Source organism: Streptomyces sp. NBC_00154, assembly GCF_026342835.1.
Lineage (GTDB): Bacteria > Actinomycetota > Actinomycetes > Streptomycetales > Streptomycetaceae > Streptomyces.
The window spans coordinates 3,331,295-3,351,149 of the sequence record NZ_JAPEMI010000001.1 but is presented as its reverse complement, the minus strand read 5'-3'; the positions used below and the strand labels follow the sequence as shown (position 1 = coordinate 3,351,149).

Below are 19,855 nucleotides of genomic sequence, written 5' to 3'. Positions count from 1 at the left end.
TTGTTCGGCGGCGTCCTACTCTCCCACAGGGTCCCCCCTGCAGTACCATCGGCGCTGAAAGGCTTAGCTTCCGGGTTCGGAATGTAACCGGGCGTTTCCCTAACGCAATGACCACCGAAACACTATGAAATTAACCAACACCGGGCAACAACACGGCCGTTCGTTATTTCAGAACTAACACAGTGGACGCGAGCAACTGAGGACAAGCCCTCGGCCTATTAGTACCAGTCAGCTCCACCCGTTGCCGGGCTTCCACATCTGGCCTATCAACCCAGTCGTCTACTGGGAGCCTTAACCCCTCAAAGGGGGTGGGAATACTCATCTCGAAGCAGGCTTCCCGCTTAGATGCTTTCAGCGGTTATCCTTTCCGAACGTAGCCAACCAGCCATGCCCTTGGCAGGACAACTGGCACACCAGAGGTTCGTCCGTCCCGGTCCTCTCGTACTAGGGACAGCCCTTCTCAATATTCCTACGCGCGCAGCGGATAGGGACCGAACTGTCTCACGACGTTCTAAACCCAGCTCGCGTACCGCTTTAATGGGCGAACAGCCCAACCCTTGGGACCGACTCCAGCCCCAGGATGCGACGAGCCGACATCGAGGTGCCAAACCATCCCGTCGATATGGACTCTTGGGGAAGATCAGCCTGTTATCCCCGGGGTACCTTTTATCCGTTGAGCGACAGCGCTTCCACAAGCCACTGCCGGATCACTAGTCCCGACTTTCGTCCCTGCTCGACCCGTCGGTCTCACAGTCAAGCTCCCTTGTGCACTTACACTCAACACCTGATTGCCAACCAGGCTGAGGGAACCTTTGGGCGCCTCCGTTACTCTTTAGGAGGCAACCGCCCCAGTTAAACTACCCATCAGACACTGTCCCTGATCCGGATCACGGACCCAGGTTAGACATCCAGCACGACCAGAGTGGTATTTCAACGGCGACTCCACAACCACTGGCGTGGCTGCTTCAAAGTCTCCCACCTATCCTACACAAGCCGAACCGAACACCAATATCAAACTGTAGTAAAGGTCCCGGGGTCTTTCCGTCCTGCTGCGCGAAACGAGCATCTTTACTCGTAGTGCAATTTCACCGGGCCTATGGTTGAGACAGTCGAGAAGTCGTTACGCCATTCGTGCAGGTCGGAACTTACCCGACAAGGAATTTCGCTACCTTAGGATGGTTATAGTTACCACCGCCGTTTACTGGCGCTTAAGTTCTCAGCTTCGCCGACCCGAAAGTCAGCTAACCGGTCCCCTTAACGTTCCAGCACCGGGCAGGCGTCAGTCCGTATACATCGCCTTACGGCTTCGCACGGACCTGTGTTTTTAGTAAACAGTCGCTTCTCGCTGGTCTCTGCGGCCACCCCCAGCTCATGGAGTAAATCCAATCACCAGTGATGGCCCCCTTCTCCCGAAGTTACGGGGGCATTTTGCCGAGTTCCTTAACCATAGTTCACCCGAACGCCTCGGTATTCTCTACCTGACCACCTGAGTCGGTTTAGGGTACGGGCCGCCATGAAACTCGCTAGAGGCTTTTCTCGACAGCATAGGATCATCCACTTCACCACAATCGGCTCGGCATCAGGTCTCAGACTTAATGTGTGACGGATTTGCCTATCACACGCCCTACACCCTTACCCCGGGACTACCACCGCCCGGGCTGGACTACCTTCCTGCGTCACCCCATCGCTTACCTACTACAAGTCTGGTTCGTCGGCTCCACCACTACCCTCAACTCCGAAGAGATCGGGCCGGCTTCACGGACTTAGCATCGCCTGATTCAGTACTGGGCGTTTCAAAGCGGGTACCGGAATATCAACCGGTTGTCCATCGACTACGCCTGTCGGCCTCGCCTTAGGTCCCGACTTACCCTGGGCAGATCAGCTTGACCCAGGAACCCTTAGTCAATCGGCGCACACGTTTCTCACGTGTGTATCGCTACTCATGCCTGCATTCTCACTCGTGAACCGTCCACAACTCGCTTCCGCGGCTGCTTCACCCGGCACACGACGCTCCCCTACCCATCCCAGCAGGCGTTGGCCCTATATGCTGGAATGACACGACTTCGGCGGTACGCTTGAGCCCCGCTACATTGTCGGCGCGGAATCACTTGACCAGTGAGCTATTACGCACTCTTTCAAGGGTGGCTGCTTCTAAGCCAACCTCCTGGTTGTCTCTGCGACTCCACATCCTTTCCCACTTAGCGTACGCTTAGGGGCCTTAGTCGATGCTCTGGGCTGTTTCCCTCTCGACCATGGAGCTTATCCCCCACAGTCTCACTGCCGTGCTCTCACTTACCGGCATTCGGAGTTTGGCTAAGGTCAGTAACCCGGTAGGGCCCATCGCCTATCCAGTGCTCTACCTCCGGCAAGAAACACACGACGCTGCACCTAAATGCATTTCGGGGAGAACCAGCTATCACGGAGTTTGATTGGCCTTTCACCCCTAACCACAGGTCATCCCCCAGGTTTTCAACCCTGGTGGGTTCGGTCCTCCACGAAGTCTTACCTCCGCTTCAACCTGCCCATGGCTAGATCACTCCGCTTCGGGTCTTGAGCGCGCTACTAAAACGCCCTATTCGGACTCGCTTTCGCTACGGCTTCCCCACACGGGTTAACCTCGCAACACACCGCAAACTCGCAGGCTCATTCTTCAAAAGGCACGCAGTCACGACATGCAAGCAAGCTTGCATGCGACGCTCCCACGGCTTGTAGGCACACGGTTTCAGGTACTATTTCACTCCGCTCCCGCGGTACTTTTCACCATTCCCTCACGGTACTATCCGCTATCGGTCACCAGGGAATATTTAGGCTTAGCGGGTGGTCCCGCCAGATTCACACGGGATTTCTCGGGCCCCGTGCTACTTGGGTGTCTCTTAAACGAGCCGTTAATGTTTCAGCTACGGGGGTCTTACCCTCTACGCCGGACCTTTCGCATGTCCTTCGCCTACATCAACGGTTTCTGACTCGCCTCACAGCCGGCAGACTGTGAAAAAGAGATCCCACAACCCCGCATGCGCAACCCCTGCCGGGTATCACACGCATACGGTTTGGCCTCATCCAGTTTCGCTCGCCACTACTCCCGGAATCACGGTTGTTTTCTCTTCCTGAGGGTACTGAGATGTTTCACTTCCCCTCGTTCCCTCCACACTGCCTATGTGTTCAGCAGCGGGTGACAGCCCATGACGACTGCCGGGTTTCCCCATTCGGACACCCCCGGATCAAAGCTCGGTTGACAGCTCCCCGGGGCCTATCGTGGCCTCCCACGTCCTTCATCGGTTCCTGGTGCCAAGGCATCCACCGTGCGCCCTTAAAAACTTGGCCACAGATGCTCGCGTCCACTGTGCAGTTCTCAAACAACGACCAGCCACCCATCACCCCACCCCTAAGGGCGAGTTCACTGGGGCCGGCAACTGAAGGCAACCTTGCGGCCATACCCTCAGACACCCAACAACGTGCCCGACACGACCGACCACCTCTCACGTTCCACGCCGAAGCAGTACTAGTGAAAAACAACCTGTCGTGCCGAATAGTCAACGTTCCACCCATGAGCTAACCACCGTCGAACATTTGCCGACGTAGTGGCTCTGGATTCCTTGCGGAATCTAGATGCTCCTTAGAAAGGAGGTGATCCAGCCGCACCTTCCGGTACGGCTACCTTGTTACGACTTCGTCCCAATCGCCAGTCCCACCTTCGACAGCTCCCTCCCACAAGGGGTTGGGCCACCGGCTTCGGGTGTTACCGACTTTCGTGACGTGACGGGCGGTGTGTACAAGGCCCGGGAACGTATTCACCGCAGCAATGCTGATCTGCGATTACTAGCAACTCCGACTTCATGGGGTCGAGTTGCAGACCCCAATCCGAACTGAGACCGGCTTTTTGAGATTCGCTCCGCCTCGCGGCATCGCAGCTCATTGTACCGGCCATTGTAGCACGTGTGCAGCCCAAGACATAAGGGGCATGATGACTTGACGTCGTCCCCACCTTCCTCCGAGTTGACCCCGGCAGTCTCCTGTGAGTCCCCATCACCCCGAAGGGCATGCTGGCAACACAGAACAAGGGTTGCGCTCGTTGCGGGACTTAACCCAACATCTCACGACACGAGCTGACGACAGCCATGCACCACCTGTATACCGACCACAAGGGGGGCACCATCTCTGATGCTTTCCGGTATATGTCAAGCCTTGGTAAGGTTCTTCGCGTTGCGTCGAATTAAGCCACATGCTCCGCTGCTTGTGCGGGCCCCCGTCAATTCCTTTGAGTTTTAGCCTTGCGGCCGTACTCCCCAGGCGGGGAACTTAATGCGTTAGCTGCGGCACCGACGACGTGGAATGTCGCCAACACCTAGTTCCCAACGTTTACGGCGTGGACTACCAGGGTATCTAATCCTGTTCGCTCCCCACGCTTTCGCTCCTCAGCGTCAGTAATGGCCCAGAGATCCGCCTTCGCCACCGGTGTTCCTCCTGATATCTGCGCATTTCACCGCTACACCAGGAATTCCGATCTCCCCTACCACACTCTAGCCTGCCCGTATCGACTGCAGACCCGGGGTTAAGCCCCGGGCTTTCACAACCGACGCAACAAGCCGCCTACGAGCTCTTTACGCCCAATAATTCCGGACAACGCTTGCGCCCTACGTATTACCGCGGCTGCTGGCACGTAGTTAGCCGGCGCTTCTTCTGCAGGTACCGTCACTCTCGCTTCTTCCCTGCTGAAAGAGGTTTACAACCCGAAGGCCGTCATCCCTCACGCGGCGTCGCTGCATCAGGCTTTCGCCCATTGTGCAATATTCCCCACTGCTGCCTCCCGTAGGAGTCTGGGCCGTGTCTCAGTCCCAGTGTGGCCGGTCGCCCTCTCAGGCCGGCTACCCGTCGTCGCCTTGGTAGGCCATCACCCCACCAACAAGCTGATAGGCCGCGGGCTCATCCTTCACCGCCGGAGCTTTCAACCCCGTCCCATGCGGGACAGAGTGTTATCCGGTATTAGACCCCGTTTCCAGGGCTTGTCCCAGAGTGAAGGGCAGATTGCCCACGTGTTACTCACCCGTTCGCCACTAATCCACCCCGAAAGGCTTCATCGTTCGACTTGCATGTGTTAAGCACGCCGCCAGCGTTCGTCCTGAGCCAGGATCAAACTCTCCGTGAATGTTTTCCCGTAATCGGGAGACACATCACGAGAGCGGGACGATCAGCCGGAATAAGACCGACCGTCCACAGCGTCCTCGCTGTGTAATTGCCTACCGGAACCACAAGGGCCCGGCAGGACTTTCAAAGGAACCACCAACCTGCCGAAGCAGGCCGGGGTATCAACATATCTGGCGTTGACTTTTGGCACGCTGTTGAGTTCTCAAGGAACGGACGCTTCCTTTGTACTCACCCTCTCGGGCTTTCCTCCGGGCTTTCCCTTCGGTCTTGCGTTTCCGACTCTATCAGACTCTTTCGTGTCCGATTCCCGGTCGAAGCGGGTTCCGCTTTCCAGGTTTTCGCTTTCGCGTTTCCCTTTCCGGCGAGTCCGACTCTATCAGATCCTTTCGGGCCTGATTCCCAGTCAGCGGGATTTGTCTTCCCGGCTGTTGGGCCGTTCCGACGTCGAAACTCTAGCGGATTTTCCCGGCGGCTCATAATCGAGCCTTCGAAATGAATTCCGGCATGCCGAAATCGTCCCGAGTGGGAGATCGTGCAGAGTTTTGGTTGCCGCATTCGCGGCGGGATCGGCTGCCGCAGAACCGTTCCGGCTCCGTGACAACTCGAAGAACCTTACGGATCGACGGGTGGTGTGTCAACTCCGCCAGGTCAAGCCGTTTTCCCCCTCACCCGGCGTGGGTTCAGTCCAGGTCGGTGAGGCGGCCGCCGGCGTCCGGCTGGGCATGTTCCACCCGGCGCAGCAAGCGGATCAGCATCTCGCCGAGGGCGCCGCGCTCGTCGCCCGAGAGGTCCTGGAGCAGGTCCTCCTCGAAGGCGGACGCCATGCGCATCGCCTCCAGCCACTTCGTACGGCCTTCGTCGGTCAGCTCGACGATGACGCGCACCCGGTTGCTCTCGTCCCTGTCCCGGGTGACCAGGCCCTCGCCCGCCATGCGGTCGATGCGGTGGGTCATCGCGGCCGGGGTGAGGCCGAGGCGCTTGGCCAGCTCGCCCGGGCCCAGCCGGTAGGGGGAGCCCGCCACGACCAGGGTCTTGAGGACCTCCCACTCGGCGTTGCTGATGCCGAGGTCGGCCAGCTGGCGTCCGTAGCCGACGTTCATCCGGCGGTTCAGCCGGCCGAGGGCCGAGACGACCTGCTCGACCTGGGGGTCCAGGTCCCGGAACTCGCGCTGATAGGCCGCGATCTGCTCGTCGAGGCTCGGCTCCTGGAGGCCGGAGGGCTCGGTGGTGTCAGACATGGCGGGCAGTATGGCACGCCTTCATTGGCGTCGAAGTCCTTCGGTCTGTACTGTTGAAGCTCTAACTTTACTGTTGAAGTCTTTGGACGTGAGTCCTTCGTGAGCTTGAGGTAGGTGAGTGTGACCAGGGAAATGGGCGCAGCGCTGCGGCGGATCCAGCTGGGGAGCGCGCTGAGCGCGTTCGGTGTGGGGTTCACCGTTCCGTATCTGTACGTCTACGTGGCGCAGGTGCGGGATCTGGGCGCCGGTACGGCGGGAGTCGTGCTGGCGGTCTTCGCCATGGCTGCGCTGGCTGTCCTGCCGTTCACCGGACGGGCCATCGACCGGCGCGGTCCGATGCCGGTGCTGATCGTCGCCGCCGTGGTCGCGTCCGTGGGGGCGGCGGCCCTCGGCCTTTCGTCGAATGTGACGACCGCCGTGCTGTCGGCGGCCGTGCTCGGCGCGGGCACGGCCGTCATGTCGCCGGCGCTCGCCACCATGCTCGTCTGGTGCTCCAGCACAACCACCCGTACACGAGCCTTCGCCATGCAGTTCTTTCTGCAGAACCTGGGGCTCGGCATCGGTGGACTGGTCGGCGGGCAGATCGTGGACACGCGCCGGCCGGAGACCTTCACGCTGCTGTTCCTGATCGAGGCGGCGATGTTCATCGTGCTCGGCGTCGTAGCCGTGACGGTGCGGATGCCTCGTACTCCTGCGATCGCGGACGCCCGGCCCACCGACGGGTCCACCGCGAAGGGCGGGCTGCAGGCGCTGCTGTCGCACCGGGCCATGGTTCAGCTGTGTGTGCTGGGCTTTGTGCTGTTCTTCGCCTGTTACGGGCAGTTCGAGTCCGGTCTCGCGGCGTACGGCACCGAGGCTGCGGGGATCGAGCCCTCGACGCTGGGCATCGCCCTTGCTGCCAACACCGCGGTCATCGTCGTGGCGCAGTTCGTCGTGCTGCGGCTGGTCGAGCGACGCAAGCGCAGCCGGGTCATCGCCTCGGTCGGCCTGATCTGGGCGTTCGCCTGGATCGTGGCGGGGTACGCGGGGCTCGGGCACGGCAGCCAGACCATGGCGACGGCCGCGATGATCTCGACGTACGCACTGTTCGGACTCGGCGAGTCGATGCTGTCGCCGACGGTGGCCCCGCTGGTCGCCGATCTTGCCCCGGAGTCGATGGTCGGTCAGTACAACTCGGCGTTCGCCCTGGTCAAGCAGCTTGCGCTGGCGGTCGGTCCGGCTGTGGGCGGGCCGATGGGGGCTTCGCTGCACGGGCCGTACATCGTGACGTTCGTGCTGTTCTCCCTGGGCATCACCGTGCTCGCGCTGCGGCTGGGCCGCCAACTCACCCCCGTACAGGACCAGCCTTCGCTCGCGGCGACGCCGTCGCGGGTGGTGGCCGTGTCACTGCCGGAGGCCGGGATGGTGGCCGAGCCCGCTGCAGCTCGGTGACCTCACCCGCTGACGCTCACCGAGGCAGCGCGAACTCGCACCAGACCGCTTTGCCGCCGCCCGGTGTGCGGCGGCTGCCCCAGGACGAGGCGATCGTCGCGACGATGGAGATGCCGCGGCCCGACTCGTCCGCCGGTTCGGCGCGGCGGCGGCGCGGCAGGTGGTCGTCGCCGTCGGTCACCTCGATGATCAGGCGGCGGTCGGTACGGCGCAGGCCCAGGCGCATCGGCGGGGTTCCGTGCTGGAGGGAGTTCGCCACCAGTTCGCTGGCGGCCAGGACGCCCAGATCGCACAGCTCGACCGGGAAGCGCCACGACGTGAGGACGCCGGTCGCGAAGGCGCGGGCGCGCGGGGCCGCTTCGATGCCGCCGAGCAGATCGAGCGAGGCGTTGTGGAAAAGCTCCGCGTTCGTCCCTGTGCGGGCGGGGTGCTGGACCACCAGCACGGCCACGTCGTCGTCATGTTCGGCCGTGACTCCGAGGGAGCGGATCAGACGGTCGCAGACCACCTGCGGGGACCCCTTGGCACCGGAGAGGGCGCGCTCCAGGGCGGCGACCCCCTCGTCGATGTCCTCGCTGCGGCGTTCGACGAGACCGTCCGTGTAGAGGACGGCGGTGGAGCCGGGCGGCAGCGCGATCGTGCCGGAGGTGTGGATCCAGCCACCGGTGCCGAGTGGCGGTCCGGTCGGGTCCTCTGCACGGTGGACCGTGCCGTCCTGGTCGCGCACGAGGATCGGGAGGTGGCCGGCGGAGGCGTAGACGAGCCGGCCCTCGTTCGGATCGTGGACCGCGTAGGCGCAGGTGGCGATCTGGCTGGCGTCGATCTCCGCGGCGAGACCGTCGAGCAGCTGGAGCACCTCGTGCGGCGGGAGGTCGAGACGGGCGTAGGCGCGCACGGCCGTGCGGAGCTGGCCCATCACCGCGGCGGCGCGCACCCCGCGGCCCATCACGTCTCCGATGACGAGGGCGGTGCGGCCCGCGCCGAGAGTGATGACGTCGTACCAGTCGCCGCCGACCGCCGCGTCCGTGCCGCCGGGCTGGTACGTGGCGGCGATCCGCAGGTCGTCGGGCTGCTCCAGCTCCTGCGGGAGCAGGGAGCGCTGGAGGGTGACGGCCGTTTCGCGGTGGCGGCGTTCGCTGGTACGCAGGCGCTCGGCCGCTTCGGCGTGGTCGGTGACATCGGCGGCGTACAAAAGGACACCGCCTTCGCTCCCCTTGTTCCTGCCGTTCTTGTTCTTGCTTCTGCCGTTCGCGGGGAGACCGGCGGGCGTGGCGACGGGCGTGCAGGTCACGGTGTACGAGTTGCCGCTGCGGACCTTGCGGGACTTGACCGTACGGGGCGTGCCGCTGCGCAGGACCTGGTCCATGAGGGGCAGCAGGCTCAGCTCGTCGAGCTCGGGCATCGCCTCGGCGGCGGTGGCGCCCGTGGGTCTGGGGCCGAAGGCGGCTGCGTAGGCGTCGTTGACGTAGGCGATGCGGTGGTCGGGGCCGTGCACGAGGGCGACGAGGGCGGGCAGCCGACCGAGGATCTCGCGGGCGGAGAGATCCTCCAGCAGGGCGGGGCCGGAGAGTTGGTCGGAGGTCCGGCCGGCGCTCTCCTCGGAGATCTCTGCGGATGCCCCGGGGAAGGCCTTGGGGGTGTCGCCGTCCGCCGGCCCGGACCCGGGCTCGGGCCTGGCGTACTCGGCGCGGGCCGCGGGCACGGAACTGCGGTCGTCCCGGGCGGCGGCGCGGCGCGTTCCTGGTAGGCGGGCGCTCCAACGCGTGAAGTTCACGGAATTTCTGGCCTCGTGTGTCGGTCTGGTCCGCTCGGGCGGGCTGCTTCCTCTGCCGGATCTGCTTCCGGTTCTTCTACCGGTTCTCTCTCGCCGGGGTCGGGGGAACCGGGGGCCGGACCCCCGGGGAGGCGCAGCCGGGCCTCGTCGTACTGGTCACTGTTGGTCACTGCCGGCCGGGTCACTCTGTGCAGGTGTGAGCCCACCTATGGTCACACGTCCAGTGTGACCGACCGTACTGACAGTCAGCCATCCTTCTTCGGCGGGCCGCCGCCGTCGGTACGTCTTCCCCCCGCGGCGAGTTCGAATTCGGCGCGCGGGTGTTCCAGTGAGCCGAGGGAGACGATCTCGCGTTTGAAGAGTCCCGCGAGGGTCCATTCGGCAAGAACGCGGGCCTTCCGGTTGAACGTCGGCACCCGGCTGAGGTGGTACGTACGGTGCATCAGCCAGGCCGGATAGCCCTTGAGCTTGCGCCCGTAGACATGGGCGACGCCCTTGTGGAGGCCGAGCGAGGCGACGGAGCCCGCGTAGCTGTGCCGGTACTCCTTGAGCGGTTCGCCGCTGATCGCCGCGAGGATGTTCTCGGCGAGGACCTTGGCCTGACGCACCGCGTGCTGCGCGTTGGGAGCGGTCTCCTTGCCCGGTTCTCCCGCGGTCAGATCGGGAACGGCCGCGGCGTCCCCGGCGGCCCAGGCGTGTTCGGCGCCTTCCACGGTGAGCTTCGCCGTGCACTTGAGCCTGCCGCGTTCGTCGGTCGGCAGATCGGTGGCGGCAAGGATCGGGGCGGGCTTGACGCCCGCCGTCCACACGAGCGTGCGGGTCGGGAAGCGGGAGCCGTCGCTGAGGACGGCGACCCGGTCCTCGCAGGAGTCCAGCCGGGTGTCGAGGCGTACGTCGATGTTGCGGCCGCGCAGCTCCCGGATGGCGTACGTGCCCATCGCGTCACCGACTTCGGGAAGGATGCGTTCCGAGGCCTCGACGAGGATCCATTTCAGGTCCTCGGCCTTGATGTTGTGGTAGTAGCGGGCGGTGTAGCGGGCCATGTCCTCGAGCTCGGCGAGCGCCTCGACGCCCGCGTAGCCGCCGCCGACGAAGACAAAGGTCAGGGCGGCGTCGCGGATGGCCGGGTCGCGGGTGGCGGAGGCGATGTCCATCTGCTCGATGACGTGGTTGCGCAGGCCGATGGCCTCCTCGATGGTCTTGAAGCCGATGCCGTGGTCGGCGAGGCCGGGGACCGGGAGGGTGCGCGAGACGGAACCGGGCGCGATGACGATCTCGTCGTACGGGATCTCCACGGCGCCCGTGCCGTCCTCACCGCTGGCGAGGGTGGTGACGGTCGCGGTGCGCTTGGCGTGGTCGATCTGCTGCGCCTCGCCGATGACGATGGTGCAGTGCGCCAGGACGCGACGGAGCGGCACCACGACATGGCGCGGCGAGATCGAGCCGGCTGCGGCTTCGGGCAGGAACGGCTGATACGTCATATAGGGCTCGGGCGTGACGACGACGATCTCGGTCTCGCCGGACTTGAGTCTCTGCTTCAGCTTCCGCTGGAGACGCAACGCTGTGTACATCCCGACGTAGCCGCCGCCGATGACGAGAATGCGCTCACCCGGCGGCGGGCCGGGGGGCGTCCCCCGGGAATCTGAAGCCATCACCTCCCCATGACGCATCGTGCTCCGATATTTGTCCACAGCCTCGGCAAATTGTGTGACCGGAGGTTTTCCAGGGACCGGTGTCGTCGATCCCTGCGGGTGCACGGAAGGCGCGCAGGTCAGACGTTGCAGCGGGGGTGGCTGGGTGGGGCGGAAACAGGAACCAACCGGTCCTTGCTCCGATCGGGGGGCGCTCCGTGCGGAACTACCCCCTTCTGAATTGACCCGGGCTCAACTATGTTCGTATGTCGTCGGGGTGTCGGGTTGGGATGATGATCCACTCCCCGGCTGACACGGCGGGAGTCTCCGGGGGGAGACGTCATAACCGGGGGAAAAGTTATGCACATTCAGGAATCGCATTGGCAGACTGCTGCTGTCTCGTCCGAAGGAAACGGACGAATCGGCACAGTGGGGACAGTCGGCTCGGTGGGTTCCGCCGGAGCCGGAACTGCGGTGGGAACCACGGTCGGGTCCGGCGACGGCGCCCGCTCGGCGCCGCTGCGCGTGGACGCACAGCGCAATCTCGAACATGTGCTGCGGGCCGCGCGCGAGGTGTTCGGCGAGCTGGGGTACGGGGCCCCGATGGAGGACGTGGCGCGCCGCGCCCGGGTCGGGGTCGGCACGGTGTACCGGCGGTTCCCGAGCAAGGACGTGCTGGTGCGGCGGATAGCCGAGGAGGAGACCTCCCGGCTGACCGACCAGGCGCGGGCCGCACTGGGGCAGGAGGACGAGCCGTGGTCGGCGCTCTCGCGCTTCCTGCGCACGTCCGTGGCCTCGGGCGCGGGTCGTCTGCTGCCGCCGCAGGTGCTGCGGGTCGGCGTCGATGTGGACGACTCGACAGTCGTCGGAGAGCCGGGAGCCGTACGCGGCGCGGCCCCGGGTCAGGGCTCCGGCTCCGGTGACGTCCGGGATGAGGCTCGGGTGCCTCACCAGCGGCAGGGAGTGGCGCAGGCCGACCTCCGGGTCGTCGGCCGGCGCTCCACCGACGAGGACGGGCTCGCGGACGACGACATGGGCGCGGCCGAACTGCTGGAGGTCGTGGGCCGGCTGGTCGACCGGGCACGGGCGGCGGGTGAACTGCGCCGCGATGTGACAGTGGCGGACGTGCTGCTCGTCATCGCCACGGCGGCACCCTCGCTGCCGGATGCGGCTCAGCAGGCCGCCGCTTCGGCCCGGCTGCTGGACATCCTGCTGGAGGGGCTGCGCTCACGCCCGGCGTGAGCGGGCTGTTCGAGCTGTTCGAGCGGGGCCGCCGGCTCAGTGCGTGCTCCGGCGGACCGAGTGCCTGCTCCGGCACGATCCGTGCGTCCACCGGGCGGCCTTCTGTGCGCCTGGGGCCTTCGCCGCTGTGAGGGTGGCGTCTCGGGCGGATGAGGGTGGTGTGGGGAGTCGGTGCGGCCCGTGTGTGCGGGGTCGCGCTCGACGACTCACCCGCCTCTCGGTCGCATTGTTCCTTCCCTGTTCGAGTGGCTGTTAGTGCTCGCTTTCGGGAAAACGCCCCGGATGAGTGGTTGCCGGAACTGAACGACCGTCGTCATTGCGCCATGTGGCACTCTTGCCCGGTGTTCGGGTCCGAAGGCGCATACGGGGGCTTCCGCGATGAGCGGTGACGGGCAGCAGGAAGAGTCGCTCGACGGTATCTCGACCGTGGGCGGTGGCACGGAGGCCGGCGGGACGTCCGCCCGGCAGGTGCCGAGTCAGGCCGGCCCCGGGCGGTCGGGCGACGACGCCGAAGGCGGCAATGTACTGCCCGGCCCCTGGCCGCCCGCGCCCGTCGGCAGCGGGCCGGTGGAGCCGGCGGGCGGGATCGGAGCCGAAGCCGCCGTACCGATGCAGCGAGCGGGCGGCAGCGGTTCCGGCACCGCCGCACTCGCCCCCTCCGACGCTCAGTTGATCCTGCAGATGCGGGGCGGCGACGATCTCGCGTACGAGGAGCTGTTCCGGCGCCACTCGGGCAGTGTGCGTCGTTACGCGCGGAGCTGCTGCCGGGACGCCCACACCGCCGACGACCTGACGGCCGAGGTCTTCGCCCGCACCCTGCAGGCGGTTCGGGGCGGCAAGGGGCCCGAGGAAGCCGTACGTGCGTATCTGATGACGGCCGTCCGGCATGTCGCAACCGCTTGGACAAAGACGGCGAAACGGGAGCAACTGGTCGACGACTTCGCTGTGTTCGCCGCGCAGGCGGCCGGCTTCTCCGAGGTGTCGGACGCGGACACGCTGGATCTGGGCGCCGACGTCCTGGCGATGCACGAGGCCGAGCAGTCGATGGCCATGAAGGCGTTCCGCAGTCTGCCGGAGCGCTGGCAGGCGGTGCTGTGGCACACCACCGTCGAGGAGGAGTCGCCGAGCGAGATCGCGCCGCTGTTCGGGCTCACCGCCAACGCCACTGCGGTGCTGGCCAGCCGGGCGCGCGAAGGGCTGAAGCAGGCATATCTGCAGGCGCATGTGAGCCGGTCGCTCACTTCCGGCGGCGACTGTGCCCGCTACGCGGACCGGCTCGGCGCGTATGCCCGGGGCGGGCTGCGGATCCGGGCCGAGCGCGGGCTGCGCAAGCATCTGGACGAGTGCGCGAAGTGCCGGGTCGCCGCGGGCGAACTGGCACATGTCAACGCCGGGATTCCGGCACTGCTTCCGGTCGCGGTCATCGGATGGTTCGCCGCCGGGTACGCGCTCAAGACCGCCGGGATCGTGGCGGGTGGCGCCGCGGGTGCGGCAGGTGCGGGTGCCGCCGCGGCGGCGACGAGCGGGAGTTCGTCCGGCGGCTCGGCCGGTGGCGCGGCGGCCTCGGAAGGCCTGGGTGCGCCGGTCAAGGCCGGGATCGCGGCAGCGGTGGCCGTCGCGACCGCGGCCGGTCTGGTGTGGGCGCTGGCCGGTGGCGAGTCGCCGAAGCCGGAGGCCAGGCCTGTGGCCAGGCCTCCGGTGGTGGCGCCCGCGGTGCCGTCGCCCCCACCACCGAAGCCGACACCCACGCCCGAGCCGCCGAGCACTCCCGTCCTGCCGGCCACTGCGCCGACCGGGTCCCCGCAGCCTCCGACGCCTGCGCCCACGCCTACCCGCACACCTACGCCGAAGCCCCCGGTCCCCGCACCGCCGAAGCCCGAGCCGTCCGCGACGGCCACTCCTGCCCCGCCACCGCCGCCCGCGCCGCCGACCGTCTACCGGGTCAGCGAGTTGCGCTACTCCGTCCTCGGCGACCACACCGAGCCTGAGCTGGTGACGGGCGAGAGCAGCTGGGTCTGGAAGCGCTCCGGTATGTCCATCGGCGGTACGCGGTACGCGCACGGGGTGACCGTGCAGAGCAGGTCCTCGGTCACCATCGAGCTGAACCGCCCGTGCAGCCGTTACGAGGCGATGGTCGGCGTCGACGATCTGGCACTGGGGCTCGGCTCGGTGCGCTTCTCCGTGTTCGACGGTGACGGGGCACGGCTGTGGCGTTCCCCGGTGATGAACGGCAACCATCCGCCCGTGCCGGTGAACCTCGGTATCGCGGGGCAGCAGCGGATCCGGCTCGTCGTCGAACCGCACGCGCCGTTCGGCGGGGCGGCGCCGGCCGACTGGGCGAAGTCGAGAATCAGCTGCGGCTGAGGCGCGGCCGTTCGGGGCCGGGCGGCAGGTGACGGCGCCGGCGGCCGGCTGTCAGCGTTGCAGGGTGCGTCGCGCCGGTGCCACCCCGCCCGCCACCGCGCGCTGTCGGGGCGCCGCCGTGCCTGTCCAGCAGGTGCCGCGGCGCGAGACGAGGCGGCGGAGCCAGAGTTCCGTGGCCGCCAGGTCGGCGAGGCCGTCCAGGGGCAGCGGTTCGCCCTCGGAGGCCGCGCGCAGTGCCTTCCGCACGACCCGGGCCTCGATCAGGCCCGCGTCGGCGAGCAGCGGGGCGTCGAAGAGCGCGATCAGGTCGGGGAGCGCGGTGCGCAGGCCGGTGCGGCTGACCGCGGTCGAGGTGGCCTGGGAGGGGGTGCCCCAGCCCGGCGGCAGCTCATGGATGCCCGCACCGGCGAGGACCCGGCGCAGGATCGCGGCGCGGGCGCCGGGCTGGACCCGCAGCGATTCGGGCAGGGCGCGGGCGGCGCGCACCACCTGATTGTCGAGGAACGGGGCGTGCAGCCGCTGGCTGCGGATCTCGGCGGCCTGCTCCAGGATCCGGTGGTCGGCGGCGTGCCGGGCGAGCGCGGCCCGGGCGCGCGCCTCACCGGGGCGCTGCACGGAGGTGGGGCGGATCGCCGCCTCCTGCAGACGAACCGAGACTTCGGCGAGCGCCTCCCCCGTCAGCCAGCGTGCGGCCGGGCCGGGCCGCGACCAGGTGAGCGCGGCGAGCGAGGCGTCGGCAGGGGTGTCGAGGCCGGGGGTGTGGCGATTGGCGTCCGGGAGCCGGTCGGCCGCCGCTTCGAGGCCGGTGCGGTACGACGTACGGGCCAGGCGGCGCGCGGCGCGGTAGACGGTCAGCGGGACGAACAACGAGTGCGCCGACGGCCGTTCGGCTCTGGCCAGGGCGGCGACCGGGCGCAGAAGGTGGCGTCGGCGCCGATCCATCAGGAGGTCGGCGAGGCGGGCCGGGTGGGCGTCGAGGACCTGCCGGGCGCCGTCACCGACGAGGTGGTCGGCGCTGCCCGCGGCGAGCCGGCGGCGGTGGCGTTCGGCGACGACGAGGGATGCGGCCGGTTCGTCGGTGAGCGGGCCGCTGCCCAGATCGGCGTAGGGCAGGGCCTCCTCGCCGGCGGCGACGACGACGTGGTGCAGGCGCGGGTTGGCGGCGATGACCGCGGCGCGTTCGAGTTCGTCCTCGTGGTCGCGGGTGGTGAGGTCGTTGAAGGTGACGGCGAGCAGCCGCTCGCCCGCTCCCGTGCCGTGGCCGAGGAGCGTGCCGGGCAGCCCCGGCAGCCCCGCGGCGAGCAGGGCGAGGGTGGCGGAGGCGCTGCCGCCGGAGAGGTCGGCGCCGATGCCGGGGACGGGTGCGCCACGGGCGGCGCGGCGTTCGGCAGGGCCCATGCCGGGGACCGGGCCCGGGTCGGGCGGCAGGGTCTCGGGGGCGTGGCGCGGGGCCGTGAGCCTGGCGCGTACCGCTTCGACCAGCGCATCGCGCACCCCGTCCACGGCGCTCACCGGGTCGAGTTGGGGCGCCGCAACAGCAAGGGAGGCCACCGGTTCGTACCCGGTGATCTCGCGCGAGCCCTCACGGAGGATGAGCGCGTGCCCCGGCGGGATGCGTTTCACACCCACGTACGGAGTGCCGTCGCGCAGCGCCTCCGGTGTCTCGGGGCAGGCGAGCAGCGCGGCCAGGTGGCCGATGTCCAGCTGCGCCTCGATCAGGTCGGCGAGCGGGAGTGCGGCGGTCGCGTACGCCGTGCCGCCGGCCCAAGGTGTGTAGAAGACCGGGCGGGCTCCGGCGAGGTCCCCGACGACGGTGACCCGTCGGCCTATCTGGACGACGGCCGTGTAACTGCCCGCCCAGGCGGTGAGATGGCGCAGCGCGCCGCCGCGGGCGGCGAGGAGGCCGAGCCGGAGCTGTTCGTCGGTGGCGCCGCAGCAGCCGAGGACGGCGAGGCGGGCGGTGGGTGTGCCCTCGGCGGTCTCCAGGGTGCTGATCCGGATCTCGTCGGGCCGCCAGTCGCCGACGGCCCAGAGCGGATCCGGGTCGCCCCACAGGAGCTGGGAGCCCACGGGGTGCACCGTGCGCCCCTCGTCACCCCCGCCGACCGCACCGACCGTGCCGAAACTCGCGGCGATACTGCTCCACCCCACCAACCAACGCATCGCCGCCTCCACAGGCTGTGGACAAAACGGCGCGCCCGGAACATGTCGGGAGAACTGCGTGAGCATTCAGCGCCGTTGCGAACATGCTGCCACGACAACGGCGCGCAGGAGTGGCTACGGAGGGCGCACGTCGGAAGCGCATGCGCCCCTGGCAAAGGCCGGAGTGCAGGTGGCGGGCGTCCGATCTCGGCCGCGCGGACGGCGTGGCGGACTGCGGGGCAACGGACGCAAAGGTTCCGGGTGTTGCGTTCCCCGCCGTACCCGGACGGTACCGGCTGAAATCCGGCCACCCTCGGGTCCGCCCGCCAACAGCCCGTCGGGTGTCCGCGAATCGCTCGGCCCAACCCCGACCGACCGACGTCATTCGGCCATTCTCGGAGGGCGCATCGGCCGCTGAGCGCGAAGAGCGTCGCACGTAATGCACCGTTATATTGCGTTTTGGAGCAAGGTTGTCGGGCCGGATCCGCACCCACTCCGTACCGGCTCCTGCACCGGTTCCGCCACCGGCTCCCCCCGCCGGCCGCCCATCGGCTCCGCGCACGGTCCGGGAGGCGCGGTTCGCCTCCCGGACCGGTCCGCCGCCTGCGGGGAATGAGGCGGCAGTGTCCCCCAGCCCACTGAGTCCAGTGCAGTGGGCCGACCCACGCAGCACCCATGGAAGCGCTCCCTCGACGGCCGGACAACAGCGCACGGCCGGGCGCACGGCCACACGGCAGGAGCACGAGGGAGCTCGCCCCCGCGGGGCCCGGAGCGGCATTCCGGCAGGTCCGGGAGGGCGACCGGATCGTCACGGCGGGCTCGTTCCCCGCCCGCCTCGCGTCCACCGGCCGTCCGCCTCACGCTCCCCTCCCGCCCCTCGGGCCCTCCCGCCTCCCCTCCGTCCCGCCGCGCTCCCTCCACCGTCCGTCCGCGACCGTCCGCACGGGCAACAATCCCGCCATACGGACGTCTGCCCCTTAACGGTAGGGATGCGGCGAACTACGCTGGGTTCACTGAGGTTCTCGGCAGGAGGCATATTCCTCGGGGCTCGGCCACATGCCTGTGCGGCCGGAGTGCCGGGGTCCGTCCCTGGGGAGGACACGGTACGAATGCCGCGCGCCTCGACGGGTGACGCGGCGGCCGTCTGTGTGTCGAGGGGTGGCGCATGTCCAGGGAGCAACGCGGGCCGAACGAGAAGCTCGGAACCGTTCTCGCCCTCGCGGGAATCAGCAACGCCGGGCTCGCCCGGCGGGTCAACGACCTCGGGGCGCAGCGCGGCCTGACACTTCGCTACGACAAGACCTCGGTGGCGAGATGGGTCTCCAAGGGCATGGTGCCGCAGGGCGCCGCGCCCCATCTCATCGCCGCGGCGATCGGCGCCAAACTCGGCCGCCCGGTCCCGCTGCACGAGATCGGGCTCGCGGACGCCGATCCGGCGCCGGAGGTCGGTCTTGCCTTCCCGCGCGATGTGGGTGAGGCGGTGCGTTCGGCAACCGAGTTGTACCGGCTGGATCTGGCCGGACGGCGGGCGGGCGGCGGCGGGATCTGGCAGTCGCTGGCGGGCTCGTTCTCGGTCAGTGCGTACGCGACACCCGCGTCCCGCTGGCTGATATCCCCCGCCGACGCGTCGGTGGCACGCGACTCGTCGGCCGCGGAGGCGGCGATCCTCGGCACGCAGAGTGCGCCGGCTGCACAGCGCGCTCCGAGTACGCCGGGCGCGCAACGGGGCGCATCAGCGGGCGCAGCACCGGGCGTTCCGAGCACGGAGGGCGCGCCGGGCGCTCCGGGTGCTCCCGCCCTTCCCGTACAGCCGGGGCCCGACTCCGTGAACGACATCTCGCCGCTCCGGGTCGGCCACAGCGACGTGACCAAGCTCCGCGAGGCGGCCCAGGACGCCCGCCGCTGGGACTCCAAGTACGGCGGCGGCGACTGGCGTTCCTCCATGGTCCCGGAGTGCTTACGGGTGGACGCGGCGCCGCTGCTCCTCGGTTCGTACAGCGACGAGGTGGGCCGGGCACTGTTCGGCGCCGCCGCCGAACTGACCAGACTCGCCGGCTGGATGGCATTCGACACCGGCCAGCAGGAAGCCGCGCAGCGGTACTACATCCAGGCGCTGCGGCTGGCCCGGGCCGCCGCCGACGTACCGCTCGGCGGCTATGTCCTCGCCTCGATGTCGCTGCAGGCGACCTACCGCGGCTTCGCCGACGAGGGGGTCGACCTCGCGCAGGCCGCTGTCGAACGCAACCGCGGGCTCGCCACCGCCCGCACCATGAGTTTCTTCCGTCTTGTCGAGGCGCGGGCCCATGCGAAGGCGAGCGACGCACCGGCCGCGGGGGCAGCGCTCAAGGCCGCCGAGAGCTGGCTGGAGCGTGCCCGGGACGGCGACGCCGACCCGTCGTGGCTGGGCTTCTACTCGTACGACAGGTTCGCCGCCGACGCCGCGGAGTGCTACCGCGACCTGAAGGCACCCCGGCAGGTACGGCGCTTCACCGAACAGGCGCTGTCCCGGCCGACCGAGGAGTTCGTCCGCTCGCACGGGCTGCGACTGGTGGTCTCGGCGGTCGCCGAACTGGAGTCGGGCAACCTCGACGCGGCGTGCGCGGCGGGCACCCGGGCGGTGGAGGTGGCGGGCCGCATCTCGTCGGCGCGCACGACCGAGTACGTACGGGACCTGCTGCATCGCCTCGAACCGTACGGGGACGAGCCGCGCGTCGCCGAGCTGCGTGAGCGGGCGCGACCGCTGCTGGTGGCACCCGCGTAGCAGCCTCCCCGGGCGAGGCCCGCCCCCTCGGATGCCTGCGCGGAGTCCTCCGGGCGACGTACAGGCGGCCGCCGGCAGAAATCTCGGCGCCACGCTGGGCCCCGCTGGTTTGAGTGCGTTGTCAGTGGGT

The 19,855-nt window shown here is 67.9% G+C and carries 8 protein-coding genes and 3 rRNA genes; 4 read left to right on the top strand and 7 right to left on the bottom strand.

Going from position 1 to position 19,855, the window contains the following annotated elements; all coding sequences use genetic code 11:
• Nucleotides 1–2 precede the first annotated feature (2 nt).
• From rrf to OHA03_RS15030, 4 genes are all read right to left on the bottom strand, one after another.
• Nucleotides 3–119, bottom strand: a 5S ribosomal RNA gene (gene rrf, locus OHA03_RS15045).
• A 79-nt stretch (nt 120–198) separates the two neighbouring features.
• A 23S ribosomal RNA gene (locus tag OHA03_RS15040) occupies nt 199–3,321 on the bottom strand.
• 296 nt (nt 3,322–3,617) lie between these two features.
• Nucleotides 3,618–5,143, bottom strand: a 16S ribosomal RNA gene (locus tag OHA03_RS15035).
• Together the 16S, 23S and 5S rRNA genes form the textbook arrangement of a ribosomal RNA operon.
• Nucleotides 5,144–5,822: 679 nt before the next feature.
• The gene (locus OHA03_RS15030) at nt 5,823–6,380 is read right to left on the bottom strand and encodes a MarR family winged helix-turn-helix transcriptional regulator (protein ID WP_267004360.1); all 558 of its coding nucleotides are present in this window, start codon (nt 6,378–6,380) and stop codon (nt 5,823–5,825) included.
• Nucleotides 6,381–6,512: 132 nt separating this feature from the next.
• Here OHA03_RS15030 and OHA03_RS15025 point away from each other — a divergent pair, with 132 nt between their 5' ends.
• Nucleotides 6,513–7,811, top strand: coding sequence for an MFS transporter (locus OHA03_RS15025; protein WP_267008055.1), 1,299 nt, complete (start codon nt 6,513–6,515; stop codon nt 7,809–7,811).
• Between the two features lie 16 nt (nt 7,812–7,827).
• Here OHA03_RS15025 and OHA03_RS15020 read toward each other — a convergent pair whose 3' ends face one another.
• Together OHA03_RS15020 and OHA03_RS15015 are read right to left on the bottom strand one after the other, a co-directional pair.
• Nucleotides 7,828–9,585 (bottom strand): SpoIIE family protein phosphatase, encoded by a 1,758-nt coding sequence (locus OHA03_RS15020; protein ID WP_267004359.1) that lies wholly within the window; start codon nt 9,583–9,585, stop codon nt 7,828–7,830.
• 245 nt (nt 9,586–9,830) lie between these two features.
• Nucleotides 9,831–11,237 (bottom strand): NAD(P)/FAD-dependent oxidoreductase, encoded by a 1,407-nt coding sequence (locus OHA03_RS15015; protein WP_267004358.1) that lies wholly within the window; start codon nt 11,235–11,237, stop codon nt 9,831–9,833.
• Nucleotides 11,238–11,576: 339 nt separating this feature from the next.
• On the opposite strand from OHA03_RS15015, the gene OHA03_RS15010 reads away from it, so the two are divergent.
• Both OHA03_RS15010 and OHA03_RS15005 read left to right on the top strand, forming a co-directional pair.
• Nucleotides 11,577–12,458, top strand: a complete 882-nt coding sequence (locus OHA03_RS15010) for a TetR/AcrR family transcriptional regulator (protein WP_267004357.1) — start codon at nt 11,577–11,579, stop codon at nt 12,456–12,458.
• 378 nt (nt 12,459–12,836) lie between these two features.
• The gene (locus tag OHA03_RS15005; protein ID WP_267004356.1) at nt 12,837–14,822 is read left to right on the top strand and encodes a sigma-70 family RNA polymerase sigma factor; all 1,986 of its coding nucleotides are present in this window, start codon (nt 12,837–12,839) and stop codon (nt 14,820–14,822) included.
• 51 nt (nt 14,823–14,873) lie between these two features.
• Here OHA03_RS15005 and OHA03_RS15000 read toward each other — a convergent pair whose 3' ends face one another.
• Nucleotides 14,874–16,985 (bottom strand): asparagine synthase-related protein, encoded by a 2,112-nt coding sequence (locus OHA03_RS15000; RefSeq protein ID WP_267004355.1) that lies wholly within the window; start codon nt 16,983–16,985, stop codon nt 14,874–14,876.
• A gap of 1,144 nt (nt 16,986–18,129) precedes the next feature.
• On the opposite strand from OHA03_RS15000, the gene OHA03_RS14995 reads away from it, so the two are divergent.
• Nucleotides 18,130–19,725: a sporulation protein gene (locus tag OHA03_RS14995; protein ID WP_267004354.1), complete on the top strand. Its 1,596-nt coding sequence runs from the start codon at nt 18,130–18,132 to the stop codon at nt 19,723–19,725.
• The last annotated feature ends 130 nt before the right edge of the window (nt 19,726–19,855 follow it).